At 58.7% G+C, this 24,951-nt stretch carries 28 protein-coding genes; 20 read left to right on the top strand and 8 right to left on the bottom strand.

Going from position 1 to position 24,951, the window contains the following annotated elements; translation table 11 throughout:
* Positions 1–93: 93 nt before the first annotated feature.
* Together JZX87_RS16960 and JZX87_RS16955 are read right to left on the bottom strand one after the other, a co-directional pair.
* Positions 94–1,347 carry an RNA polymerase sigma factor gene (locus JZX87_RS16960; protein WP_206826924.1) on the bottom strand — a complete coding sequence of 418 codons (1,254 nt, stop codon included), beginning with the start codon at positions 1,345–1,347 and terminating at the stop codon, positions 94–96.
* The gene (locus JZX87_RS16955) at positions 1,344–1,736 is read right to left on the bottom strand and encodes a YciI family protein (protein WP_206826923.1); all 393 of its coding nucleotides are present in this window, start codon (positions 1,734–1,736) and stop codon (positions 1,344–1,346) included. Before JZX87_RS16955 ends, JZX87_RS16960 begins: the two co-directional genes overlap by 4 nt.
* A 126-nt stretch (positions 1,737–1,862) precedes the next feature.
* On the opposite strand from JZX87_RS16955, the gene JZX87_RS16950 reads away from it, so the two are divergent.
* From JZX87_RS16950 to JZX87_RS16910, 9 genes are all read left to right on the top strand, one after another.
* Positions 1,863–2,114, top strand: coding sequence for a ribbon-helix-helix domain-containing protein (locus JZX87_RS16950; RefSeq protein WP_206826922.1), 252 nt, complete (start codon positions 1,863–1,865; stop codon positions 2,112–2,114).
* Positions 2,115–2,119: 5 nt separating this feature from the next.
* Positions 2,120–2,479, top strand: coding sequence for a type II toxin-antitoxin system RelE/ParE family toxin (locus tag JZX87_RS16945; protein WP_206826921.1), 360 nt, complete (start codon positions 2,120–2,122; stop codon positions 2,477–2,479).
* A gap of 29 nt (positions 2,480–2,508) precedes the next feature.
* Positions 2,509–3,216: a glutathione S-transferase N-terminal domain-containing protein gene (locus JZX87_RS16940; protein ID WP_206826920.1), complete on the top strand. Its 708-nt coding sequence runs from the start codon at positions 2,509–2,511 to the stop codon at positions 3,214–3,216.
* A gap of 71 nt (positions 3,217–3,287) precedes the next feature.
* Positions 3,288–3,770, top strand: coding sequence for a GFA family protein (locus JZX87_RS16935; RefSeq protein WP_206826918.1), 483 nt, complete (start codon positions 3,288–3,290; stop codon positions 3,768–3,770).
* A gap of 199 nt (positions 3,771–3,969) precedes the next feature.
* Positions 3,970–5,223, top strand: a complete 1,254-nt coding sequence (locus JZX87_RS16930; RefSeq protein WP_206826916.1) for a TadE/TadG family type IV pilus assembly protein — start codon at positions 3,970–3,972, stop codon at positions 5,221–5,223.
* Complete coding sequence (locus tag JZX87_RS16925) at positions 5,220–5,738, top strand: TadE/TadG family type IV pilus assembly protein (protein WP_206826914.1); 519 nt, start codon at positions 5,220–5,222, stop codon at positions 5,736–5,738. The genes JZX87_RS16930 and JZX87_RS16925 overlap by 4 nt, the downstream gene beginning before the upstream one ends.
* Complete coding sequence (locus tag JZX87_RS16920; RefSeq protein ID WP_206826913.1) at positions 5,735–6,265, top strand: TadE/TadG family type IV pilus assembly protein; 531 nt, start codon at positions 5,735–5,737, stop codon at positions 6,263–6,265. Before JZX87_RS16925 ends, JZX87_RS16920 begins: the two co-directional genes overlap by 4 nt.
* A gap of 245 nt (positions 6,266–6,510) precedes the next feature.
* Positions 6,511–7,005, top strand: coding sequence for an invasion associated locus B family protein (locus tag JZX87_RS16915; protein ID WP_148145695.1), 495 nt, complete (start codon positions 6,511–6,513; stop codon positions 7,003–7,005).
* A gap of 10 nt (positions 7,006–7,015) precedes the next feature.
* Positions 7,016–7,627, top strand: coding sequence for an SH3 domain-containing protein (locus JZX87_RS16910; protein WP_286194794.1), 612 nt, complete (start codon positions 7,016–7,018; stop codon positions 7,625–7,627).
* 4 nt (positions 7,628–7,631) lie between these two features.
* On the opposite strand, the gene JZX87_RS16905 is transcribed toward JZX87_RS16910, so the two are convergent.
* Complete coding sequence (locus JZX87_RS16905; protein WP_206826910.1) at positions 7,632–8,873, bottom strand: D-alanyl-D-alanine carboxypeptidase family protein; 1,242 nt, start codon at positions 8,871–8,873, stop codon at positions 7,632–7,634.
* 268 nt (positions 8,874–9,141) lie between these two features.
* Between JZX87_RS16905 and JZX87_RS16900 the strand changes: the two genes are divergently transcribed.
* The 6 genes from JZX87_RS16900 (at position 9,142) to JZX87_RS16875 (ending at position 16,013) form a co-directional block, all read left to right on the top strand.
* Positions 9,142–10,083 carry a GGDEF domain-containing protein gene (locus JZX87_RS16900; RefSeq protein WP_206826908.1) on the top strand — a complete coding sequence of 314 codons (942 nt, stop codon included), beginning with the start codon at positions 9,142–9,144 and terminating at the stop codon, positions 10,081–10,083.
* A 111-nt stretch (positions 10,084–10,194) separates the two neighbouring features.
* Complete coding sequence (locus JZX87_RS16895) at positions 10,195–10,971, top strand: 3-hydroxybutyrate dehydrogenase (RefSeq protein ID WP_206826906.1); 777 nt, start codon at positions 10,195–10,197, stop codon at positions 10,969–10,971.
* A gap of 207 nt (positions 10,972–11,178) precedes the next feature.
* Positions 11,179–12,651 carry a xanthine dehydrogenase small subunit gene (gene xdhA, locus JZX87_RS16890; protein WP_206826904.1) on the top strand — a complete coding sequence of 491 codons (1,473 nt, stop codon included), beginning with the start codon at positions 11,179–11,181 and terminating at the stop codon, positions 12,649–12,651.
* A 1-nt stretch (position 12,652) separates the two neighbouring features.
* The gene (gene xdhB / locus JZX87_RS16885; RefSeq protein ID WP_206826903.1) at positions 12,653–14,989 is read left to right on the top strand and encodes a xanthine dehydrogenase molybdopterin binding subunit; all 2,337 of its coding nucleotides are present in this window, start codon (positions 12,653–12,655) and stop codon (positions 14,987–14,989) included.
* A gap of 75 nt (positions 14,990–15,064) precedes the next feature.
* Positions 15,065–15,565, top strand: coding sequence for a GNAT family N-acetyltransferase (locus JZX87_RS16880; RefSeq protein ID WP_502711324.1), 501 nt, complete (start codon positions 15,065–15,067; stop codon positions 15,563–15,565).
* A gap of 196 nt (positions 15,566–15,761) precedes the next feature.
* Positions 15,762–16,013, top strand: coding sequence for a hypothetical protein (locus JZX87_RS16875; protein ID WP_206826901.1), 252 nt, complete (start codon positions 15,762–15,764; stop codon positions 16,011–16,013).
* Positions 16,014–16,131: 118 nt separating this feature from the next.
* Here JZX87_RS16875 and JZX87_RS16870 read toward each other — a convergent pair whose 3' ends face one another.
* The gene (locus JZX87_RS16870) at positions 16,132–17,076 is read right to left on the bottom strand and encodes a sensor domain-containing diguanylate cyclase (RefSeq protein ID WP_206826900.1); all 945 of its coding nucleotides are present in this window, start codon (positions 17,074–17,076) and stop codon (positions 16,132–16,134) included.
* A 198-nt stretch (positions 17,077–17,274) separates the two neighbouring features.
* Here JZX87_RS16870 and xdhC point away from each other — a divergent pair, with 198 nt between their 5' ends.
* A complete protein-coding gene (gene xdhC, locus JZX87_RS16865; protein WP_206826899.1) occupies positions 17,275–18,129 on the top strand; it encodes a xanthine dehydrogenase accessory protein XdhC in 855 nt (284 codons plus the stop codon).
* Here xdhC and JZX87_RS16860 read toward each other — a convergent pair.
* The gene (locus tag JZX87_RS16860; RefSeq protein ID WP_206826898.1) at positions 18,103–18,357 is read right to left on the bottom strand and encodes a hypothetical protein; all 255 of its coding nucleotides are present in this window, start codon (positions 18,355–18,357) and stop codon (positions 18,103–18,105) included. The two genes, xdhC and JZX87_RS16860, sit on opposite strands and share 27 nt — an antisense overlap.
* A 125-nt stretch (positions 18,358–18,482) precedes the next feature.
* On the opposite strand from JZX87_RS16860, the gene JZX87_RS16855 reads away from it, so the two are divergent.
* A complete protein-coding gene (locus JZX87_RS16855; RefSeq protein ID WP_206826896.1) occupies positions 18,483–19,427 on the top strand; it encodes a LysR substrate-binding domain-containing protein in 945 nt (314 codons plus the stop codon).
* A 13-nt stretch (positions 19,428–19,440) separates the two neighbouring features.
* On the opposite strand, the gene JZX87_RS16850 is transcribed toward JZX87_RS16855, so the two are convergent.
* Complete coding sequence (locus JZX87_RS16850) at positions 19,441–19,677, bottom strand: hypothetical protein (RefSeq protein ID WP_206826894.1); 237 nt, start codon at positions 19,675–19,677, stop codon at positions 19,441–19,443.
* Positions 19,678–19,792: 115 nt separating this feature from the next.
* Here JZX87_RS16850 and JZX87_RS16845 point away from each other — a divergent pair, with 115 nt between their 5' ends.
* Positions 19,793–20,689 carry a LysR substrate-binding domain-containing protein gene (locus JZX87_RS16845; protein WP_206826892.1) on the top strand — a complete coding sequence of 299 codons (897 nt, stop codon included), beginning with the start codon at positions 19,793–19,795 and terminating at the stop codon, positions 20,687–20,689.
* 18 nt (positions 20,690–20,707) lie between these two features.
* Here the strand turns inward: JZX87_RS16845 and JZX87_RS16840 are convergent, their stop codons facing one another.
* Entirely contained in the window at positions 20,708–21,079 is a 372-nt protein-coding gene (locus JZX87_RS16840; RefSeq protein WP_394353617.1) for a hypothetical protein, read from the bottom strand.
* 339 nt (positions 21,080–21,418) lie between these two features.
* Here JZX87_RS16840 and JZX87_RS16835 point away from each other — a divergent pair, with 339 nt between their 5' ends.
* Positions 21,419–22,906, top strand: a complete 1,488-nt coding sequence (locus JZX87_RS16835) for a S10 family peptidase (protein ID WP_206826890.1) — start codon at positions 21,419–21,421, stop codon at positions 22,904–22,906.
* A gap of 18 nt (positions 22,907–22,924) precedes the next feature.
* Here JZX87_RS16835 and JZX87_RS16830 read toward each other — a convergent pair whose 3' ends face one another.
* The gene (locus JZX87_RS16830; protein ID WP_206826888.1) at positions 22,925–23,383 is read right to left on the bottom strand and encodes a GyrI-like domain-containing protein; all 459 of its coding nucleotides are present in this window, start codon (positions 23,381–23,383) and stop codon (positions 22,925–22,927) included.
* 316 nt (positions 23,384–23,699) lie between these two features.
* Here JZX87_RS16830 and puuD point away from each other — a divergent pair, with 316 nt between their 5' ends.
* Complete coding sequence (gene puuD, locus JZX87_RS16825) at positions 23,700–24,929, top strand: urate hydroxylase PuuD (protein WP_183821297.1); 1,230 nt, start codon at positions 23,700–23,702, stop codon at positions 24,927–24,929.
* Positions 24,930–24,951 lie beyond the last annotated feature (22 nt).

The following is a 24,951-nucleotide window of genomic DNA, read 5'->3' as shown; positions in this document are numbered from 1 at the left end:
GAGAGCGGATCGTGGGCCTGCACCGTTCAACGATCGAGCGCAGGTTTCAACGAATCTAATTTCGTCAGCTCAGTGTGACGGTAAAACTCTCGACTAGACGGTCTGAGCCGTCGGCATGTTCAGCTTGTCCAGCTGCTGGCGAATATGGGCGCATTCGGCCGGCGAATTGGCGAGCGTGATCGCCCGGTCGAAGGCAATTCGCGCCTCCCCACTCTTGCCTGTCTGCATCAGCAAGGCGCCGCGCACACCGTGGAAATAAAAATATCCGTCGAGCTTCTCCGCAAGCGGCGCGATCAGGTCCAGCGCCGCATCCGGCCCCTTGAGCTTGGACAGGGCAACGGCCCGGTTGAGTGTGATGACAGGTGATGGCGCGAGCTTTTCCAAAAGTTCGTAAAGCAGCGTGATCTCACCCCAGTCGGTCTCCTCCGGGTGGCTAGCGCGCGCATGCAGCGCCGAGATCGCCGCCTGTACCTGATAAGGTCCCGGCTTGCGGTGGCGGATCGCCTTGTCGAGCATGGCGAGTGCTTCAGTGATCAGTTGCCTGTCCCAGCGGCTGCGGTCCTGATCTTCGAGCAGCACGATCTGGCCTTGTTCGTCGAACCGGGCCCCGGCACGCGAATGCTGCAGCAGCATCAGTGCGGTCAGCCCCATGACCTCCGGCTCGGCTGGAAAGATCCGCAGCAGCAGCCGGACAAGTCTTATCGCCTCATCACAGAAGGTAGCGCTGTCCGGATTGGTTATGCCGGCGGAATACCCTTCGTTGAAGACCAGATAAATCATCGACGTGACGGTCTTCAGCCGTTCGGCGCGCTCATGTACATCCGGTGTTTCGAAGGCGACGCCGGCCTTGGCGACACGCCCCTTGGCGCGAGTAATCCGCTGCTCCATGGCGCTTTCCGAAATGAGAAAGGCACGGGCGATCTGCGGCACCGTCAGCCCCGAGACGATCCGAAGCGCGAGCGCGATCTGCTGCGTGTTCGGCAGGTCCGGATGGCAGCAGATGAACATCAGCCGCAGGATATCGTCTCGGTAATGCGCATTATCGAGACGGTCGGCGATATCTTCTTCCGCATTGGAGAGATCGGAAAACGCCGCCTCTTCCGGCAGCGGCTCATTCTTGGCCCGTTTGCGGATCTGGTCAACGCCGCTATTGCGCCCGACAAAGATCAGCCATGCGGCAGGATCGCGCGGCGGTCCCTTGTCGGGCCATGTGCGGATTGCGCGAAGGCAGGCCTCCTGAAACGCTTCCTCCGCCATATCCAGATCACGGAAATAGCGCAGAAGAGCACCAAGCGCCTGCGGCCGCGCCGCCGTCAGCGCCAGTTCGATATAGGCCAAATCCGTCATGACGATCCGCCTTCCGCCGTTTTGATCTCGTTCGGATGGAATACATAGAAGGGCCGGATTTCGTAGGAACTCGAACCGGGATTGACCGCTGACAGCTCTTTCGAAAAGGCCACCGCTTCATCGAGACTGTCGAACTCGGCCGTATAGAAGCCGAGCAGCACTTCCTTCGTTTCGGCAAAAGGCCCGTCGAGCACCAATGGCTCTTCCTTGCCCTTCCTGACCGTGGTCGCTGCCGTTGTCGGCATCAGCCGCCCGACCGGGCCAAGCTTGCCGGCCTTCGCCAGCGGCTCCTGCACCGCATGAAGCCTCTCCATGACGGAAGCCTCCTCTTCCTTCGACCAGGCAAAGACGGTTTCCTCATGGGCGTAGCACAGGATGGCATACAGCATATTTCTCTCCTTCTCCCTTGGAAGACGAGAAGGTAACCGCCGATCCGACAGCATGCATCAGAAAAACTAGGCGTCGCATTTATTGGCAATATCTGCGACAGTGTGGCCATAATGAAAGGACAAGCAATGGCTTCGGAAAGCATTCACGTCCGTGTAACGGGCAAGCTCCAGGATCACATCCGCCAGCAGACAGGCGAGAATGGACTGTATGAGAATGCCAGTGAGTATATTCGGGCGCTGATCCGCAAGGATCTCCAGAAAAACGATGAAGCCTGGGACTGGCTAAAACAGCACATCGAACCCGGATTACGGGCGGATGAAAGCGAATTCAGAGAGGTATCTGCGGCAGACGTCATTCGCCGTAACAAGCGGGCCTAGATTGGATGGCCGCCTATCTTTTCTACGTTACGGCAGACGCGGCTCAGGACCAAATGTGGTGGGACACGGTCTCGACCTGGGGAGAGGCACAAGCCGAGACCTATATCATCGGCCTGCATCGCCATCTCGAAAGAATCTCCCGACAGAAGTCCCTCTGGCGTCGCCTGCCGTCATCGCTGTCCGCTCCCAAAGATCTCACTATCGACGTCTGGTTCAGCCGCTACAAGCATCACTATATTATCTTCCGCCAACTCTCGGGCGGTCGCATCGGTGTCATCAGCATTCTGCATGAACGAATGGATTTGCCGGTGAGATTGGCAGAGGATTTATTACGCATCTCCCCTCAGGACACGAATGAGTCTTGAAGCTCGAATGACATGTGAGGAAACTGCCCATGACCGATCTTTCCGCCTTCCCCATCACCTCCAAATGGCCGCCAAAGGATAAGGGCGTGCTGCAGCTTTATTCGACCCCGACGCCGAACGGCGTGAAAGTGTCGATCATGCTGGAGGAAACCGGGCTGGCCTATGAGCCGCATTTCATCAATATCGGCGCCGACGAGACTTGGGAGCCAGAATATCTGTCGCTCAATCCCAACGGCAAGATCCCGGCCATTCTCGATCCGAACGGTCCGGACGGCAAACCGCTGGCACTTTTCGAAAGTGGTGCGATCCTGATCTATCTGGCGGAAAAGACCGGCAAGCTTCTGCCCGCAGATCCGGCAAGGCGTTACGAGACGATCCAGTGGGTTATGTTCCAGATGGGTGGCATCGGCCCGATGTTCGGCCAACTCGGTTTCTTCCACAAATTCGCCGGCAAGGACATCGAGGACAAGCGCCCACGCGACCGCTACGCCAAGGAAAGCGCCCGGCTGATCCGTGTGCTCGAAACGCGGCTGGAAGGTCGCGACTGGGTCATGGGTGACGAATACACGATCGCCGACATTTCCATGCTCGGCTGGGTGCGTAACCTGATCGGTTTCTACGGCGCCGGTGAGCTTATCGCTTATGACGAGCTGAAGAACGTGCCGAAATGGCTGGAACGTGGGCTTTCTCGTCCGGCCGTGCAGCGTGGCCTGGAAATCCCGAAACGCCCCGCCTGATATCCTCTGAGAACGGCTGACTTCACAACCGCCCTGCGCTATCTCCTTCACCCAAGATGGAGGAGATAGCCATGCCACAGATGAAACTGCCCGCCGAAGGCTCCTGCCGCTGCGGCAAGGTGCGTGTGAAGATCACTGCCCCGCCAATGATCACCATGGCCTGCCATTGCAGGGGCTGCCAGAAGATGAGCGCCAGTGCCTTCTCCTGCTCGGCAGCAATCCCCACCGCCGGTTTCGAAGTGATCGCCGGCGAACCGGTAATCGGCGGTGCGCATGGCGATGACATCCACCACTACCACTGCCCGCGCTGCAAGAGCTGGATCTTCACCCGCATGGTCGGCATGGACTTTTTCGTCAACTTGCGTCCAACCATGCTCGACGATGCCTCATGGTTCGCCCCCTTCGTTGAAACCTACACCTCGACGAAATTCCCCTGGGCACAGAGCGGTGCGGTGCACGGTTACCCGGAATTCCCGCCGCTCGATGCCTTCGAAGGGCTGATGAAGGAATTCGCACAATGGAACAATGCGGACGGCGGCAACACAGAAATATGACAATGTTTATGGATATATATTAAGCCTAATATTCAGTAACTCGTCAGAAACCAAGCCCTAATATTTGCCTGCGGGCCCGGCGCGTTATTCACGAGTTTGTAAATTATAGGACGCGAATATCCTCCACGATTTGATGGGGGCATTCATGATCTGGCGTCGGTTTCAGGCTTTCCGTGCGGATGCGCGCGGAAACGTGGGCATGATCTTTGGCTTGGCTATGGTGCCGCTTATCGCGCTCGGCGGAGCGGGCGTCGATGTCGCCCGTTATGAGACGATCCGCGTCGAGCTTCAGGATGGGCTGGACCGCGGCGTGCTCGCAGCCGCATCGCTGACGCAGACCCGCGAGGCCAAGGCCGTGCTTCAGGACTACCTGAAGAACCTGAGCTATGCCAATGAAGTCAATCTCGATTTCGAGCGGCAGAACAGCCTCAACCAGCGCCTCGTCAAGGCCTCCGCCAGCTATACGATCGACACGTCCTTCATCAAGCTCGTCGGCGTTGACAAGCTGACGGTGAGTGCCGTCTCGACTGCGCAGGAAGCCAAGCAGAATATCGAAATGTCGCTGATGCTCGATATGTCCGGCTCGATGATCAGCAACAACCGGATCAAGAACCTGAGAACGGCGGCAAAAGCCTTCATCGACCAGATGCTGACCGACGACACCAAGGAATACACGACGATCAGCATCGTGCCTTACGCCGGCCATGTGAATGTCGGTGCAGCGGTGTTCGACAAGCTGGGCGGCAAGCGCGACCACTCCAATTCCTCCTGCTTCGAGCTTGGCGAGACGAATGCCGCCTATGGCGCCGACCCGATGGTCTTCAAGAGCGCCGCCCAGGTGCCGCATTTCACCCACTGGAATTTCGGCAGAACCGACATGCGCCCCTGGTGGTGTCCGATGGAAAGCACCTCGATCACTTATCTTTCCAATGATGCAACCGCACTGAAGACCAAGATAGACGCACTCGAAATGCATGACGGCACCGGCACCCAGAATGCCATGCAATGGGGCTATACGCTGCTCAACCCCTCAGCCAAGAGCGTCTTTGCAGCGGTGCTGGCGGCCGGAAAGATGGACAGCAAGTTCTCCGATCGACCCGCCGCCTTCAATGATGCGGATACGATGAAGGTTATCGTGCTGAAGACCGATGGAGCGATTACCGAGCAGTTTCGGCCGAAGGATTACAGCCGCCCGGTAACCCAGAAGCCGGACAACAAGGAAATATCCTCCTCCTCCACTAACGCGACGCGCCTTGCCAATGTCTGCACCACGGCCAAGTCGAAAGGTGTCACCATCTTCACCATCGGTTTTGAAGTGTCAGGCAATGCGACAACGCAGATGACCAACTGCGCCACCAGCCCCGCGCACTACTACCCGACATCCGGCTCGAACATCACCGATGCCTTCAAATCGATCTCCATTTCGATCAAGAAGCTGAGACTGACCCAGTGACCCGCCGGCTTCGCCTTCACCTGGCCGACCGAAGCGGCAGTGCCGCCGTCGAATTCGCGCTGCTGGTACCGCTTGTTCTCGCTCTCCTGTTTTCCGTGCTTGAGGCCGGCTGGATCATGACGCAGTCGATCATGCTCGACCGTGGTCTCAGTCGCGCATCGCGCGCCGTGCAGATCGGCACGACCGCGATGAGCTACACCCAGTACAAGCAAAAGGTCTGTGACGAAGCCTTCATCCTGGCCAATTGCGAGAAAGCGTTGCGGCTGGAACTGACGCCGATCGATACAGCAGCGGACTTCCCCTCCTCGGACACGCCTTGCGTCGACCGAAGCGTGGCGATCGATCCGGTCACCACCTATCATGCGGGGCAGACCTCGCAGCTTGTCTTCGCCCGTGCCTGTTTTGTCGTCGATCCGATGATTCCGGGGATCGGCTACGGGCTCTCCGTGCCGAAAGACAATACCGGCGCCATGCGCCTCACCTCAAGCTTCGCCTTCGTCAACGAGCCGATATGACCAGACAGTTTTACGCAAAGCGCCTCCTGTCGAACGAGTCCGGCACGTCCGGCATCGAATTCGCCCTGACAGTTCCGATCATCATCCTGCTGTTTCTGGGTGCAACGACGCTCTATGACCTGCTGCGCTCCTATAACCGGATCGTCGAGGCAAATGGCATCGTAGCGGATATTGTTGCGCGCCAGATGACGATGGACGATACCTTCTTCACCAAGACCTATGGCACCTTTGCCGCGTTACAGGCAGACAAGTCGATGCCGAACGCGCTGCGCATCACCAGCGTCATCTGGAAGAATGGAAAATACACCGCTGACTGGACGAAAAAGGCAGGCACGACAGCTCTGCTGCCCACGCAGAAGCTGGACACGACCACCTTGCCAACCATCCCCGCCGGTGACTCGATCATTTTCGTTGAGGGCATAACGCAATATACCGCGCTCTCCGCCCTGTTCGGCTTCGGAACCGTCACCTATTCTGAAAACGCCTTCACACGGCCTCGCTTCACCGCTGTCGTCAAAGGCTCCTGATCGGCATCACAATCACTGGCAACGACTGCGCGAAAACGCTTGCCGCAATTACGAATGCGCATAATTTACATATAAAAACAATAAATTACCATCTTCCACACAAACTGCGGTCACCCCTTTGTGACCGCACGCATCATCGAATTGACACACAAATTAACCTCTCGCTAACCGTGGAAGCCTTGTATGGCCTCTCAATTTGCTAGGCCCATCTCCCGGGTCTGTTCGTGTTTTTTTGTGGAGATATCATGCGCACCAAAACTGCAGCTCTTGCACTCGCCCTCACCCTCGTCTCGGCAGCCGCCGCCAGTGCGGCACAGCCCACCCGGATCAAGCAGTTCGAAGCCTGGGGCGTATATTCCTATAGCAACAATGGCCGCACCAGCTGTTATGCCCTGTCGGTTCCAACCAGTTCCGCACCCTCCAGTGTCAATCACGGCGACAATTTCTTCCTGATCTCGCCGCAGGGCCAATCCTACATGCCGCAGGCGATCATGGGCTATGCGCTGAGACAGGGTTCGGATGTCACGGTTGCCGTGGATAGCGAGAGGTTCGATCTTGCTCCTCGCGACAACACGGCATGGGTGCGCGACCAGAGCCGTGAGCCGGTATTGGTCAATGCGATGCGTGGCGGAAGCCGGATGACGGTACAGGCAACCTCCGGCCGAGGCACCGCCACCAACTACACCTATTCGCTCAGCGGCGTGACCGCTGCACTGCAGGAAGTGAGCAAGTGCCGCTGATGAGACCGGCTTGAGCATCAGCAGAACGGAGCTGCACGCCAGTATGACACGGACAGGAATTCGCCGCGGCCTTGTCGCCGTCACGCTGGCGGCTGCGCTCTGCCTGCCTCTTGCAGCCAGGATAGAAGCCAGCGAAGTACAGTCTACAAGTGCGGCCGGCAGTCTTGGTGCAGGGTTCAGAACCGGCAGGGTGACGGGTTACCCCGTCCCCCGCTTTGCATCGATCAAATCCGCAAATGCCCATATGCGCGTAGGCCCGTCGACGGATTATGCGACCAACTGGGTCTATTCGACCCGTGGATTACCGCTCGAGATCATCGAGGAATATGGCAACTGGCGGCAGGTCAGGGATCAGGATGGAACCAGCGGCTGGATGTTTGCGCCTCTCTTGTCAGGCAGACGCACGGCCGTGGTCGGCCCGTGGATGGCAAAATCCGTCAAACTGCATGACGCACCTCGCCCGTCGGCTTCGGTGATCGCCGAACTCGCCCCATCCGTGCGATTGAACATCAGGAATTGCGACGGTTCATGGTGCGATGTGTCGCTGCAGACACGTCGCCTGTCAGGTTACGTCGCCCAGGCGGATCTCTGGGGCGTCTATCCGCACGAGCGGGTGGAGTAACCTGCTAGCGCACGACGAAGCAGTCGATTGACCGGTTCTGCAGAACCGAGCAGGCCCGCGCAGCAGCGTCTCGATCGACAAATCCGGTCAGGCGGGCGCGAAAAACTTCACGGCCACCCGAACTCGATCCCTGGACGCTTGGTGCGATCTGGCCAAAATCGACAAGCAGCGGCAATGCCGAATTGAGCGCACCCGTGGCTGCGGCCTGGCTTCCGGCCGCGGCGATCTGGATATCCCAGAGCGGCCCGCCCTGCTGGATGATGTTTTGTACCGGTGCAGCCTGCGGAACCGTGGCGTAAGGCGTAACGCTTGCAGCGTTCGCCGTTGTCCCGCCAAGAATGATTTCGGTACGCGGTCGAGGTGTCGGCGCATTGGATGTGAAGGCGGCAACGCCCTCGGCCGGACGTTTCTGCTGGCCCGAAGTCGCGACAGCAACACCCGGAAGACCGCCGCCCGGCAAAGCCTGATCGAGCAGTTCCGCCATGCGGTTGTCGCGCTGGCGCGCCGTATTGCCACCAAGCACGACGCCGATATAACGCCGCCCGTTGACCACGACGGCGCTGGCGAGATTGTAGCCCGATGCGTTGACGAAGCCGGTCTTGATGCCATCCATGCCCGGATAGCGATACATCAGGTTGTTATGCCCTTTGATCGTGCGTCCGCGAAAGCTGAAGGAGCGCTGCGAGAAGATCTTGTATTCCCGCGGATAGTCTCGGATGAGCGAAAGCGCCAGCACCGCCATGTCCCGGGCCGTCGTCACCTGTGCATTGTCCGGCAGGCCCGATGCATTTCGAAAAACCGTATTGCGCATGCCGAGCTGGCGCGCCTTTTTCGTCATCAGCACGCCGAAACGTTCTTCCGAACCGCCGAGATGATCGCCCATAGCAGCAGCCGCGTCATTGGCGGAGCGGATTGCCATGCCATAGACCGCCTCGCGCACGGTAATCGTCTGGCCTGCCGGTACGCCGAGTTTAAAGGGAATTTTCGACGCAGCATTCTTCGTCATGACGATCCTGTCGTCCCAGCGAAGACGGCCGGTACGCAAAGCCTCGAAGGTCAGATAGAGGGTCATCATCTTCGTCAGCGAGGCCGGATGATTGATGGTCTCCGCATTCTGCGAGGCAAGCACCTTCCCGCTCTGCACATCATAGATGTAATGCGCATAACCGGCCTCGGCCGTCCGGCTGATTGAAAGAAAGGCGCCTGCCATAAACACGAACGCCATGATCCGCCGGATTAGAAGCATTTGCTCCCCCTCGTTACTGCGGCCCATGAATACTGACCCAACATGGTGCGAAAATGACCTGATCCGAAATTAAATCAAGTTCTTGACCTATGGTTAATCTGCTCGCCCACAACTCGTTTCAGCCGCGAAATACTGATCCCGTATCATAATACGACAAGGGCTGTGAATGTTTGCATTTTAACGAAATGGTTAACCTGAACTTTAAAGCCAACTTTCTAGCTTGCCCCCGAATCCAATCTCCAGAGGAGGAAAGCTCGGAATGATTCCGATGTCTTCGAGGCTGACCCGCATGGTGCAAACGTCTCTGACCATCAAGGTCTTCGCGATTTGCTTCGTGTCCGTGCACGTACCGCTACTGGTGTTCATCGTCTATCTTGCGGGGGGCAATGGAGCGGAGCCCGAACCGGTCCTGCTTCTGCTTCTCGCCGCCACGGTGGCGGGAACGACGATATGCCTCCTGAGCCTCTGGTGGATGATCCGCCCGCTCAGCCAACTGGCGCAGGCAATCAAGATCTACCGCGCCAACGGCACTCCTGTCCGTATGCAGATAGATCGCAAGGACGAGATCGGCCTTCTGGCATCGACGGTGACGGCCATGGTGGCGGAAACCGAAACGCTTATGAGCAAGCTGCGCCACCAGGCCATGACCGACCTCCAGACAGGCCTCGGCAACCGCCGCTGGCTGAACGAACGCGCCGCCGAAGAGCTGGCACGCGCTGAACGGCAGGGAGAGCCGTTGTCGATCATCGTGCTGGACCTCGACCGCTTCAAGGGTATCAATGACGGCCATGGCCACGAGACAGGCGACCGGGTACTGGTGGCAACCGGCGAAATCGTCAGAACCTGCCTTCGCCCCTATGATCTTGCAGCGCGTATCGGCGGCGAGGAATTCTGTATTCTCTTGCCGCGAACCTCGCTCGACGATGCGGAAGCGATCGGCGAACGGCTGCGCGCGGCAATGGCGGCCACCACCGTACCCCCATTGCGCCAAGGCCGGATGACGGCAAGCTTCGGCATCTGCGCTGCCGGTCCCGGCGACCGGCTGCCGGACATGCTATTGCGAGCCGATTTCGCCCTCTACGAAGCCAAGCGTGATGGCCGTAACTGCATCAGACGTGCACACGACATCAATACCGAAGAAGCAATCGCATCCGCAAAACTGGCACCGGCAAAGGCCGCGTCTCCGGTCAACGGTAAACACATCCTCTGACGCTCTGCACGCCGTCTGGCAACTGACCGTTGCCAGATTAGCGACTTTGCGCATAACGTTCCGGCGCGGTGAGGGAGACACCGCGCTCTAGGCGTTCTTGGGAGGAACAGCATGAACAGATCCGTGGTTATCACCGGCTCCACCAGCGGAATAGGCCTCGGCATTGCAAAGGCATTTGCGGCCGCGGGCGACAATGTCATCATCAACGGGTTCGGTGACAAGGACGAGATCGAGGCGATCCGTTCGTCGCTCGATGCGGCGGGCTCCGGCACGGTCCTATACCATCCCGCCGACATGACGAAACCGGTCGATATCGAAGACCTGATCCTGACGGCACGCGACAGCTTCGGCACGCTCGATGTTCTGGTCAACAATGCAGGCATCCAGCATGTCGCGAGGATCGAGGAGTTTCCGCCGGAAAAATGGGATCAGCTGATCGCCATTCTCCTGTCATCGGCCTTCCACACGATGCGCCACGCAATCCCACTGATGAAAACCGCAGGCAAGGGCCGGATCATCAACGTCGCCTCCGCCCACGGCCTCGTCGCCTCCCCGTTCAAGTCGGCTTATGTGGCCGCCAAGCATGGCATCATGGGCCTGACCAAGACGGCGGCGCTGGAGCTTGCGCAGGAAAACATCACAGTCAACGCGATCTGCCCCGGCTTCGTGCTGACGCCGCTGGTCGAAAGGCAGATTCCCGATCAGGCACGCGAAAAGGGCATCAGCGAGGAAAAGGTCAAGGACGAGGTGATGCTGCGGCTGCAGGCGACCAAGGAATTCGTCGGCATAGACGAAGTGGCGGCGGCCGCGATCTATCTCGCCAGCGATGCGGCAAGGAGCATCACGGGCACACACATCTCCATCGACGGCGGCTGGACGGCGCAGTAAGCTGCCCCTCATTCCCGTCCTTGTGACAGGAATCCAGCCACGCGAAGTCCTTTGCGTGAAAAAGACTGTTTTGCGCCGCAGACGCGACGCTGCTGGATTTCTGTGACAAGCACAGGAATGAGGGTAAACTAATCGGCCCGCGAACAGCCAAAATGGCGGGCGGGTGATTCTTGACTGGGAGCCGGCAACGGCGGACGAAGGAGACCGATGAATTCAGCCATCCGCTTCATCCTCAACGGGGAAGACGTGACCCTTGGAGATTTCTCACCCACGGACACGCTTCTGGATCATCTCCGCCTGACGCGGCGGTTGACGGGGACGAAGGAAGGATGCGCCGAAGGCGATTGCGGCGCCTGCACCGTGCTGGTCGGCCGCCTGACGGAAACCGGCCTGCGCTACGAAGGCGTCAACGCCTGTATCAGGCTCCTCGGCTCCATGCACGGCACCCATATCGTGACGATCGAGCATCTGGCGGCATCGGACGGAACCCTGCATCCGGTACAGCAGGCGATGGTCGACTGTCACGGCTCGCAATGCGGCTTCTGCACGCCGGGCTTCGTCATGTCGCTTTACGGCCTTTGGCTTTCCAACGAAAATCCGAGCCGGGCCGAAATCGAAAGCGCGCTTCAGGGCAATCTCTGTCGCTGCACGGGTTATGAGCCGATCGTCAAGGCGGCCGAACAGGTGGCAAAGGCGCGGCCGAGTTCGCTCTTCGACCCGTTGGAACGTGACCGCACCGAGATCATGGCAAAGCTCTGGTCGATCCGCTCGGCCATGGAGACCGTCGTCATCGAAAAGGACGGAGCGCGCTCAATCATCCCTGCATCACTCGAAGCTTTTGCCGAGGCGCTGGCAGATGAACCGCAAGCCACAATCGTCGCAGGCGCGACCGATGTCGGCCTATGGGTGACGAAGCAGATGCTCAAGCTTGACCCGGTCATCTTCATCAATCACCTTCCCGAGCTGCAGACAATCACCGTGGAACCGACCGGCATCACCATCGGCGCAGGCGTGAGCTACTCCGAGGCGCATGGTTTTCTAGAAGCGGTCATCCCCGCATTTGGCGCGCTGATAGATCGTATTGGTGGCCAGCAGGTGAGGAACGCCGGCACGATCGGCGGCAACATCGCCAACGGCTCGCCGATCGGCGACACGCCGCCGCCGCTGATTGCACTCGGTAGCCAACTGACGCTGCGTTCCCATTCCGGCCGCCGCACCATGCCGCTCGAAAGCTATTTTCTGGACTATGGCAAACAGGACCGTATGGCCGGTGAATTCGTCGAGAAGATCAGCGTGCCGCGCCCGCCGGAAAACGCCCATTTCGCCGTGTACAAGATTTCCAAGCGTCGCGACGAGGATATCTCCGCACTGTGTGGCGCCTTCAACCTGACGCTCGACATGGACGGCCATGTGGAAAATATCCGCATCGCCTTCGGCGGCATGGCGGCAACCCCGAAACGGGCGGTCCATGTCGAACAGGCGCTGATCGGCAAGCCCTGGCGATGGGAGACGATCGCCGCCGCTGGCGAGGCCTTCGATCAGGATTACCAGCCGCTGACCGACTGGCGTGCAAGTGCGCAGTATCGCAGCCTGACGGCCAGGAACCTGCTCACCCGCTTCTTCCTGGAGACGGCAGGGGCTCCTGCACAATTGCAGCGCTTCGAGATGGAGGAGGTGTAGGATGGACAAGACCTCCTTTGAGATGAAGCCTGCGATCGACGGGCCGATGCATGTGTCGCGCAAACATGATTCAGCACATAAGCATGTGACCGGAACCGCCGAATATATTGACGATATTCCCGAACCGGCAGGCACGCTGCATGGCGGGCTTGGCCTTGCCGAAAGGGCGCATGCGAAAATCCTTTCGATCGATCTCGATGCCGTGCGCGCCGCCCCCGGTGTTGTCTGGGTGATGACCGCCGAAGACATTCCCGGCGCAAACGACGTCGCCTCAACCGGCAAGCATGACGAACCGCTGCTGGCAACCGATCTCGTCCAGTTCCACGGCCAGCCGATCTTTGCCGTGTTTGCGCAGACGCGTGACGAGGCCCGCCGTGCAGCAAGGCTTGCGAAGATCGAGTACAGCGACCTCCCCCATTGGACGGATATCGAGGGCGCGCGGGAGAACGGCGCGCCTCTTGTCACCGAACCGATGACGCTCAGGCGCGGTGAGCCTGAAACCGAAATCGAGAAACCGCCCCTTCGAATTCAGGCCTCGATGAATATCGGCGGTCAGGAGCACTTTTATCTCGAAAGCCATATAGCCTTTGCCATTCCCGGCGAAGACGAGGACGTGACGGTCTGGTCATCCACCCAGCATCCGAGCGAGGTTCAGCACATGGTGGCGCATGTGCTCGGCGTTTCCAATCACGCGGTTGAGGTCAAAACCCGGCGCATGGGTGGCGGCTTCGGCGGCAAGGAAACCCAGAGCAACCAATTTGCGGCTCTCGCCGCCGTCGCGGCGAAGAAACTAAACCGGGCGGTAAAATTCCGCCCTGACCGCGATGAAGATATGTCGATCACCGGCAAGCGGCACGATTTCCGCGTCGATTACGACGTCGCCTTCGACGAGAAAGGCAGTATCCATGCGGTCGACGCGACCTATGCCGCGCGTTGCGGTTATTCCGCCGATCTCTCCGGCCCGGTCACCGACCGCGCCCTCTTTCATGCAGACAGTAGCTATTTCTACCCGCATGTGCGCCTCACCTCGCAGCCTTTGAAGACCCATACCGTCTCCAACACAGCCTTTCGCGGCTTCGGTGGGCCGCAGGGCTTGCTCGGCGGGGAACGGATCATCGAGGAGATCGCCTATGCGGTCGGCAAGGATCCGCTCGAAATCCGCAAGCTGAACTTTTATGGACAACGCGGATCGGGCCGCACGGTGACGCCCTATCATCAGGATATCCATGACAATGTGATCGCCCGCATCGTCGATGAGCTTGTGGCCTCATCCGACTACAAGAAACGCCGCAAGGCGATCCTGAAATTCAACGAGACAAGCCCGGTCATCCGCAAGGGCATCGCGCTGACGCCGGTGAAATTCGGCATCTCATTTACGTTGACCGCCTACAATCAGGCAGGCGCGTTGGTGCATGTCTATTCGGACGGTTCCATCCACCTGAACCATGGCGGCACCGAAATGGGCCAGGGCCTCTATACCAAGGTGGCGCAGGTCGTTGCCGATTGTTTCCAGGTCGATATCGACAGGGTAAAAATCACCGCGACGACGACCGGCAAGGTGCCCAATACCTCGGCAACAGCCGCCTCGTCCGGCTCGGACCTAAACGGCATGGCGGCCTATGACGCCTGCCGCCAGATCAAGGAAAGGCTGATCGAATTCGCCGCACGGCAATGGCAGGTCAATCGCGACCGGATCGAGTTCCTGCCCAACCGGGTAAAGATCGGCAACGAGATCGTGCCCTTCGACACCTTCATCAAGGCCGCCTATTTCGACCGGGTGCAACTGTCGGCCGCCGGCTTCTACAAGACGCCAAAGATCCACTGGGACCGCGCCGCCGGCCGTGGCCATCCCTTCTATTATTTCGCCTATGGCGCAGCCGTCTCGGAAGTCTCGATAGATACCCTGACCGGCGAATATATCGTCGAGCGCACCGACATTCTTCATGACGTCGGAAAGTCGCTCAACCCTGCCCTCGACATCGGCCAGATCGAAGGCGCCTTCGTTCAGGGCATGGGCTGGCTGACCACGGAAGAACTGTGGTGGGACGCCAAGGGACGCTTACGCACCCACGCGCCCTCCACATACAAGATCCCGCTTGCTTCCGACCGGCCGAAAATCTTCAATGTGAAGCTCGCCGAATGGTCGGAAAATGCGGAACCGACGATCGGCCGTTCCAAGGCGGTGGGAGAGCCGCCCTTCATGCTGGCGATCTCGGTTCTGGAGGCGATATCCATGGCGGTCGCAAGCGTTGCCGATTACGCCATCTGCCCACGCCTCGACACCCCTGCGACACCGGAGCGGGTGCTGATGGCGGTGGAACGGATGAAAGCCTTATAAAAACGCTTCGATATTTCGCTGCCGAGGCCTATTTTTACGGGTGAGGAGCGAAATATCAAGGAGGCAGAGATGACCATCACCATTCGTGCCGAACGTGCGGGCGACGAAGACGTGATCCACGACCTGACGCAGGCCGCATTCGCGCCCATGTCCTACAGTTCAGGAACCGAAGGGGCGATCATCCGGGCGCTTCGCGCCCGCGGTGACCTGACGCTTTCACTGGTGGCGGAAGACAATCACGAGATCATCGGCCATGTCGCCTTTTCACCCGTCACGATCAACGGCCATTACGACGACTGGTTCGGGCTTGGGCCGATTTCTGTGAGAGCTGACCGGCAGAAACAGGGTATCGGCCACGCGCTGATCCGAGAAGGGATCCATAAGTTGAAGGCGCTAGGCGCCAAAGGCTGTGCCCTGGTCGGAGATCAGGCGGTCTATCAGGGCGTCGGCTTTGTCAGCGACGGACGGCTGACCCATGACGGCGTGCCGGATATCTATGTGCAGCACCTCACGCTTTCGGGCCATACGCCCCATGGCGTGCTGACCTTTTCACCGGCTTTCGCAGTAAAACAGTGAACAGACAGCTACATATTCGGAAGGATAGCTGCACGAAAACGTGCCTTTTCGGTTGCAACACCCATACCAACGTATATCCACGATAAACATCAACACAATATCGGATAACAGGCGCTCCGGTATGATGGACCCATTGAAGATGCGAAGCCGAGGAACCTGATGATCCTCGGTTCACCGCATGAAAGAGGTCCGAAAGATGATCCCTGTCTCGTTGCAGCAAATGCCGCCCGTCGCCCGACCTGCCTTCAACGGGGATACCGCACCGGGCCGGGTGCACTATCTGCCGGGGCCGATCCCCACGATCGAACAGATCCTGATGAAGCAGGCCGATCGCTATGCCGCGACGGGCAACGAAGCCGACAATCTGCTGAACGCACTCAAGCAGGATAACCACAATATGGAAGTCATGCTCTCGCAGCTTGCGGCACTCGCGGGCAACCAGAGCTGAAAACAGCAATCTGATCCTTACCTCCCCGTCCCCTCCTCGAAAGGGATCGGATTGCAGAAGGCCGGCGGCTCCTCCCACCGCCGGCCTTCACATTGGTAAATGCCGAGGCAGAAACTCGTTAGGATGCCAGGGCTTCCTGCTGCATCTCGATCGAAACCAGTTTGTCACGACCGCCGCGCTTCGCATCGTAGAGCGCCTTGTCCGCCGATGCGATCATGTCGGAAAAGTCTGCAAACCCGGGTTCGGCAAACGCCAGTCCAGCACTGACAGTGAAATTCGCCGCGAGGTGGCCGTCCCAATTAAAGTCCACGCTGGTAAAATTGGCCCTGATGCGCTCGACAATCGCGATTGCTTCATTGGCTTTCAGGTTAGGCAGGAACAGCACGAATTCCTCTCCGCCCCAGCGTCCCGCAACATCCGTGGCGCGGATGGAAGTGCGAAGAACCTCCGAAAAACGGACAATGACGTCGTCTCCGGCGTCGTGACCGAAGCGATCATTGACGCTCTTGAAGCCATCGAGGTCGAAGATCGCCATCGAGGAAAGCTTGGCGACATTGGCGCTCACGCTCTGCAACACACTTGCGCGAAACGCCCGGCGATTGAGAAGGCCGCTCAGACTGTCGGTTTCGGCCAGCCGCTTGAGATCGTTCTGGTAACGGACGTGATCGGAAATATCCCGGATGACGGCCACCATCATCGGCGCACCGGCAGCAGACGTTCTCAGGATGGTGATGCCGAGGTTGATTTCCGTGCCATCCTTACGGCAGCCGACAATGGTCGCACTTCGCTGCCCCATATAGCGAGCCTCGGTATTTCCCGACTGAAACCCGGCCACAAGTCTTTGGTGGAAGCCATGAACCCGTTCGGGCAGCAGGACTTCCAGAGGCTTGTCCAGTAGTTCTCCGCTTTGCCAACCGAAGATGCTTTCGGTGGCAGGATTACAGAGGCGAATGATGCCATGGTCATCGATGCCGATAATGCCATCGGCGATCTCAAAGACGATTTTCCTGTAGATATCCTGGGAGGCTGGAATCAGCGAGGCAATCGATGCTCTCTTGGTCATAGTATCCCGTCGTATACTTGTAGGACGCGCAGCATTTATCAAAAATCAAGTTTGCGCCGGCAAACATCTAAGGCGAAATTACTGATATATTTTTAATAGAATTTCCCGCGTTATGACCGGCAATACAGATGTTTCCCGCAATAATTGCGAAGAAAAATGCACGATGCAGTCAGTCGCGATGATGCTATGTTCTCCTTCATGAGCGAACACTCCCTCTCCAGCTTTCTCGCGCGCAATGGATCGGTTCTCGTCGACGTAATCGAGACGAGAGGCTCGACGCCGCGAGAAGCTGGCACCTATATGCTTGTGGCGGACTTCGAGATCTGGGGCACGATCGGCGGCGGCCAGTTCGAATACATGGCGATCGACAATGCCCGCGCGATCCTGAGGGGCGGCGGCGAAACAATCATGGACATTCCGCTCGGCCCGGAGATCGGTCAATGTTGCGGCGGCCGCACGAAACTCCGCTTCTCTCTCGTGACGCCAGCGATTGCCGAGGCGCTAGAGCATCGGCTGTTGCGTGAGCGGGACGAGCGCACGGCGGTCTATCTGTTTGGTGCAGGCCATGTCGGCCTTGCGCTCGCAACCGCGCTTCTGCCCCTGCCCTTTGCCGTAACGGTCGTCGAGACGCGCAGACAGGCGCTGGAAGACCTGCCTTCGGGAGTGACACCGCGCCTCACGGCGATGCCGGAAGCGACCGTGGATCACATTCCGGCCGGTGGCGCGGCGGTTATTCTCACCCACGATCACGCGCTGGATTTCCTGATCGCCGAACGCGCCCTGGCGAGGCAGGACCTGAATTATGTCGGGATGATCGGTTCTGCCACCAAACGGGCGACTTTCTCCCACTGGCTGCAACGCCAACAAGGCGAGGAGACAAGAAAACAGGAGACCGCCGCGATGATGTCCCGGCTTGTACTGCCGATCGGCGGTTCCGCCATCAGGGACAAGCGTCCGGAAGTTATCGCTGCCCTCGTTGCCGCAGAATTGCTGCAACACCTGCCGCTGTCGGCACCGGCAACACTTTCAGAGCGGCAGATCGCGGCCGATTGAACGCCGCCTGTCTTGCCAGAAAGCCTCGCCGCGTTCCGGCAATGGCGGTTGGAAACCGATATCGCCATGCAGCTCTTCGGGCAGGGTCAGCGCAACTCTGCTGTTGGCGCTCAACAGGCGACGGATGAAGCCAGCAAGATGCATGCGAAGACGTTGCAGGAAAGCGGGGCGGGAAAACGATGGCGGAGCCTCTGTAACAGGCAAAGAATTCGCGTTTGCGGACGGCATGTTCTGCTCCACATCGGTTGTTGAAACTGTCTTGATGGTTCCAGCAATGCCGCCGATTGCGGGAGTTTTCCAATTCGAATACAGTCGGCCGCGATAAAGAGAGCTTATCGCTGAAGGCACACGAGATGAAACTGTCGCGCCAGCTTCCGTTGAATGCCCTGCGGGTCTTCGAGGCGGTCGCACGGCTGCAGAATTTCACCCGGGCAGCAGAAGAACTCGGCATGACGCAGACAGCCGCCAGCTACCAGATCAAGATTCTCGAGGAACATCTCGGCGAGACAGTCTTCATCCGCAAACCGCGGGCTCTGCAACTGACCGAGACCGGCACACATCTACTGCCGAAAGTGGCCGAAGCTTTCGACCTGCTGGCAGAGGCGATGCAGGCGGCCCGGCACACCATCGATGCCACGCTCGACATCCACTCTCCGCCAACATTTGCGTCTCACTGGCTATCACCTCGCCTCGCCGGTTTTCGCGCACGCCACCCCAATATCGGCGTGCGCCTACTGCGCATGATGGACGCTTCGGAGAAGCAGGGCACGGTACCGGACATCACCATCAGAATTTCGGCCAAGCCGCCCGAAAACCTCGTCTGCCATCCGATCATGCGCCTTCGCTATTCTCCCATGCTATCTCCAGAACTTGCTGCCAGCATCGGGGGAATCCATGAACCGGCGGACCTCCTGAAATTACCCTGGATTTCCGAAATCGACGGCGCCTGGCTGGACTGGTTCGAAAGTGCCAAGATCAGCCCAGCTTCGATCCGGCCGACAAGCCTTGATGCGCTCGGCGCACAGGATATTGAAGCTAGGGCAGCGATATCCGGCCATGGCGTGGCGATGCTCAGTCCCTTTTTCTTTCGTGACGATCTTTCGTCGGGTCGTCTGATCCAGCCCTTCGACCTGTCCGCCGGCGACGGCAAGACCTATTGGCTGGCCTATCCGGCCGCAAGGCGCAACATGCGGAAGATCCAGGCGTTCAGGCAATGGATCGAAGAGACCATGGCAACCGATCTTGCTGACCACGCTCTGCAAACCTTGCTTCCCGAAGCGCGCCCCACAACCGCCTGACCCGTTGTTCGCCTCAAAGCGAATGCGGCGCTCTCTCGATAAGATCCCAGGCGCTCGACCGGCACGACCGGTCGACCGTGCTTGGCGACACCCGTCCGTCAAGCATGCCCAAATCCCGCAGGTCATGCTCGCTCAAAGCCTCCTCCTCGACATGATTGGTCGCACCGGCACGGATACCGAAAAACACAACTGCCAGACTTTCACTTCTGTCTTTAAGGCGCAGAAAGCCCGTCAGCAAACCATTGGCCATGGTCGCATCTCCTTGTCTCACCATCACTCAACTGATGTCTATGATTGGAAGATGCGCTGGATTATGATGTATTTCCAACGAAACATCCGTCTGCATGCATAAAGAGATTTGATCCATGAAGATGTCGAAGCAATTTCCGCTGAACAGCCTGCGCGTCTTCGAAGCGGCGGCGCGGCACATGAGTTTCACCCGTGCAGGCGAGGAACTCGGGCTGACGCAGACGGCCGTCAGCTATCAGATCAAGCTTCTGGAAGACACATTGGGAGAGCAGTTTTTCCTGCGTCGGCCGCGGCAGGTGATGCTGACGGATGCCGGCGCAAGGCTTGCCCCAAAGATCACCGCGGCCTTCGAAATGATCGACGAAGCCCTTGCCGGCACCAAGAATCAGTCCGACAGCACTTTGATCATTCACACGACGGCGACCTTCGCAGTGCGCTGGCTGGCACATCATCTCGGCACCTTCCAGCTCGAAAATCCGGGGATTGCGGTCAGACTGGAAACCTCGCAGGAAATGGTGGATTTCACCCGCACCGAAGCCGATATTGCGATCCGCAGCGGCAGCGGCAAGTGGCCGGGCCTGAAATCACATTTTCTGATGAAGAGCGATTTCACCCCGATGCTGAGCCCGGCTTTGGCGGAAACAATCGGTGGCGTTCACGAGCCGGCAGATATCCTGAAGCTCAGGATCATCGATCCCGGCGATGTCTGGTGGTCGCACTGGTTCGCCGCGGCAGGCCTGCCCGAGGAAGAGCTTCACGGCCGACCGATAAGCCGCTTCGGCGCCCAGACCATCGAGGCGGCAGCTGCGATCGCCGGCCAGGGCGTCGCAATCCTCAAACCGGAGTTTTATGCCGATGACGTGGCGCTTGGCCGCCTGATCCAACCCTTCGACTTGAGGGCAACGGACGGCAGCGATTACTGGTTCGCCTATCCCGAGACACGTCGACACTCGAAAAAGATCAGCGCCTTCCGGGATTTCATGCGCAGGATGATGCCGACATTTCGCGACTGATCACCGCCGCGGGCAATATCAGTAGCTCATGTCGGGTGCATAGAAACAGCGCAGCGTATCCTCGGTCGGATAGAGGCAGAGGTGATATTCCTCATCCTTCGACCGACGCGCCTCGCTCTGCGGCATCGTGAAGTGATGCGGCCGCGTGATCAGCCTGTGATCTCCGGGACCGAGCGATATTTCGTACCCCTGATTGGTGATCTTGACGTTCCGCGTCGAGATCATCTGGCAGTCGCCGCTCTTGCTGTCGCCGTTGCAGCAGTAACCGTCATATTTCCATTTTACGCCCATGGGACTGTGGGCTTCGTGAGCAGCGGCGGGAAGCGCCCCGGCACCGGAGAAGAACGCAATCATCACACCTGTAGAAATGCATCGCCTGTGTTTGGGCATCAGCCTGTTCTCCGTTGATGGATGTCATCCCCGGCAGCGTGACGGACGCAATACCCGGCACTGCCGGTTGAATTCGCAACTGCTACAATACCCGAGTCGCCTTAGCCGGCTAAGCCCCAAATTGGTGCAACGCACAATTATCTTGTTTGGCGACTTCGAAGGCACACTGGGGCCGCCGATCAACGCCCTGTCACATCGACCGGTTCCAAAGCGGAAACAGAATCCATCTGGCGGGGGCGAAGCTCTTGTTCAATTCGACGACGAATTGAGCAAGAGTTGAGTTCCGGTGATCGGCGACATCGCCTATCCTTCGCCAACATCCGGAAGGGAGGATTTGCCATGTCAATCCGCAGCCGCGCAATCCTTTGCCTTGTTCTGCTGGCAATCGTTGCCGGCCCTGCGCACGCCCAGGATGCAGGAAGCCCTGCCACAGGGCGATCGATCTTCGACCTCATCCCGGCAGATTCCACCACCGAGCACCTGCTGAAAACGCCCAGCGGCGATCTCCGCTACAGGGCGACCGCCGGAACCATGGACCTGTTCGGCCAGACCGGCGCAAAAAACGCCAGGATCTTCTACACGGCCTATACCGTTCCGGACGCGAAAACGCCCCGCCCCGTCACCTTCGCTTTTAATGGCGGCCCGGGTGCGGCCTCAGCCTATCTGCATCTCGGTCTGATGGGACCCAAGGTCGCCAATCTCGGCAGCCGCAAGGAAGACGGCACGACGCCGGCGCTTCAAGACAATCCGGAAAGCTGGCTCGGCTTCACCGACCTCGTCTTCATCGATCCGGTCGGCACCGGATGGAGCCGGGCCGCACCCGACGCACAAAACGCCTTTTACGGGGTTCGGCAGGACGCCGAGAGCCTTGCAAAATTCATCGCCCTCTACACGCAGAAGAACAACCGCCTGTCCTCTCCGAAATATCTCGCCGGGGAAAGCTACGGCGGCTTCCGCGCCGCAAAGGTGGCAAAGGCCCTGAAAGACAGCCAGGGCATTCTGGTCTCCGGCATTGTCATGGTCTCGCCGATGATCGATGGCCGTTTCCTGATGGCCGCGGATACCGATCCAGTCACCGCAGCCCTGCAACTGCCATCGCTGGCAGCCGCCGAGCTTGAACGCAAGGGAGAATTCTCGGCAGAGAAGGTTCAGTCCGCCGAAACCTATGCGATGAGTACCTATCTCGTCTCGCTTACAGGCCCCGCACCATCCGGAACTGAAGCAGAGGCGCTTTACGCACGCGTTTCGGCCCTGACGGGACTGCCGGTCAATATCGTTGCCCGCAGCCGCGGTTTCGTCAGTTCGGCATATCGGACGGAGGCTGTCGGGGACGGCCGGATCGTCAGCCTTTATGATGCATCGGACATGGTGGCGGACGCCTATCCGGAACGCTCGAACGTTACCAATGACGACAATATTCTGGACGGATATACACGTGCCTACGGCGCACTCTTCGCCGCCTACGCGAGGAACGACCTGCGCTTCGAAACCGACATGACCTATACGCTGCTGAACGGAGAGGTTAACCGCCAATGGGACTGGGACGGCCGCCAGTCGAATGCCTCTGCATCTGACGACATCCGTGATCTGCTCTCGGTCATCCCCTCTTTCAGGCTCTCTGTCCTGCACGGCTACAGCGACATCCTGACACCCTATGGCGTCTCGAAATTTATTCTGGACCATCTGCCCGAACAGCTCGCCAGAGGACGCACCGAACTGAAACTCTATCGCGGCGGCCATATGTTCTACAGCGATCCCGGCTCGCGGCGGCAGGCAAACGAGGATATGCGGTCGTTTTACATCGGCGCCGATGCCGCACCGGATTGAGCAGGCATGGGGCTGCGGTCAGCGCGACAGTCCGAACTGGATTTCTATTCTGTGATAGGAACTGCCGGCACCATTCCAGCCATGATAGATTTCGCGACTTTCGCCGGAATAGATGTAGCGCGACCTATCCAGCTCGGCGATGAGCGGCGCATAACCTTGGGTAAAAAGCGTCCTCAGAGATCCTTGATAAACCCGGCTTGCCACCATGATCGGCTCAAGATGGATGAGTTCGACCTTACCATGATAATCTGCAGGCATCTTTATCGGACAGCATATTTCCCAGTCGAAAAACGTCTTTCCGTCCTTGGGAAGATTGTAGGATATGAACAGCCATGGACCATCGATTTCCAACCCCTCCTCAATCATATTTTTCTGCATGTTCGCCAAGCAATCGGCTGCCACCTGCCTGATATCCGGTATGCGCAGCCGGCGTTTTTCGCGCAGCACCCACAAATCCGGTGTTTCCTTGATATCCATAGCTTGAAATCCAGCAAAGATCGGAGTTTCTGTTCGCCGTCAGTAGATCGCCTAGAGAAACGGGGCCAATCGAAAGGCGAAATGGTGTTCTCTATTGCGCACCGAGGCTTCGATTTTTTAGCATCGTTTTCCAAAGGAGCTTGCCTCATGCTTTTAGCCGCCGGCTAAGGCTTGTTGGTCACCTGCTTTTAGATCTTTGCTTGTCTCGTGCAACGACACGGGTCATATGTCCTCCCTGCGTCCTCCTGCCCCTTCCCTCCTCTCGTTTTTTTCCTCACACTCACGAGTCGGGAACAAAAAGAACGGGAACAACGCAATGTATGAATATGCCATAGCCTGGGAATGGCTGAGTTTTGCCGTGCGCTGGCTGCACGTCGTCACCGCGGTCGCCTGGATCGGCTCGTCTTTCTATTTCATCGCACTCGATCTGGGGCTGGTAAAACGACCGCATCTGCCGCCGGGCGCCTATGGCGAGGAATGGCAGGTCCATGGCGGCGGCTTCTACCATATCCAGAAATATCTGGTCGCACCGGCCCAGATGCCGGAGCACCTGACCTGGTTCAAATACGAGAGCTATTTCACCTGGCTTTCCGGCTTCCTTCTGCTCTGCATCGTCTATTATGGCGGCGCCGAACTTTTCCTCGTCGACCGCACGGTGATGGAACTGGAAAACTGGCAGGCCATCTGTCTGTCGCTGGCTTCGCTCTCGATCGGCTGGCTGTTCTACGACCAGCTCTGCAAGTCGAAGCTCGGCAACAATACCTGGGGTCTGATGATCCTGCTTTATATCCTGCTGGTCATCATGGCCTGGGGGTATACGCAGGTCTTCACCGGCCGCGCCGCCTTTCTGCATCTCGGCGCCTTTACCGCGACGATCATGTCGGCCAACGTGTTTTTCATCATCATTCCCAACCAGAAGATCGTCGTCGCCGACCTGATCGCCGGCCGCACGCCGGATGCCAAATACGGCCGCATTGCCAAGCAGCGGTCACTGCACAACAATTACCTTGTTCTGCCGGTGATCTTTTTCATGCTGTCGAACCATTATCCGCTGGCCTTCGCCACCCATTTCAACTGGGTGATCGCCTCGCTGGTCTTCCTGATGGGCGTCAGCATCCGGCACTGGTTCAACACCACCCATGCCAGGAAGGGCAAGCCGACATGGACATGGCTGGTGACGGTGATCCTCTTCATCCTGATCATCTGGCTGTCGACGGTCCCGAAACTGCTGACCGGCGAGACCGAAACGGCATTGTCACCCGTGAGCCAGAAATTCGCCTCCAACGCCCATTTCGAGGCGGCCCGTGATGTCGTCATGGCGCGCTGCTCCATGTGCCATGCGGCAGAACCGGTATGGGATGGCGTTCCCTTCACGCCCAAGTCGGTGAAACTCGAAACCGACGCGGAGATTGCCAGCCATGCGCGGGAAATCTATATCCAGGCAGGACGAAGCCACGCCATGCCGCCCGGCAATATAACGGATCTTACGCCGGACGAGCGCAAGCTGCTGGTTGCATGGTATGAAAGCGCCATCGCCTCGCAATAGAGTTCACCGACCCAAGGTTCAC

This window comes from Agrobacterium sp. Ap1 (assembly GCF_017313375.1).
Classification (GTDB): domain Bacteria; phylum Pseudomonadota; class Alphaproteobacteria; order Rhizobiales; family Rhizobiaceae; genus Neorhizobium; species Neorhizobium cellulosilyticum.
Note: the sequence above shows the minus strand (reverse complement) of the source record. Positions and strands in the feature narration are given on the sequence as shown.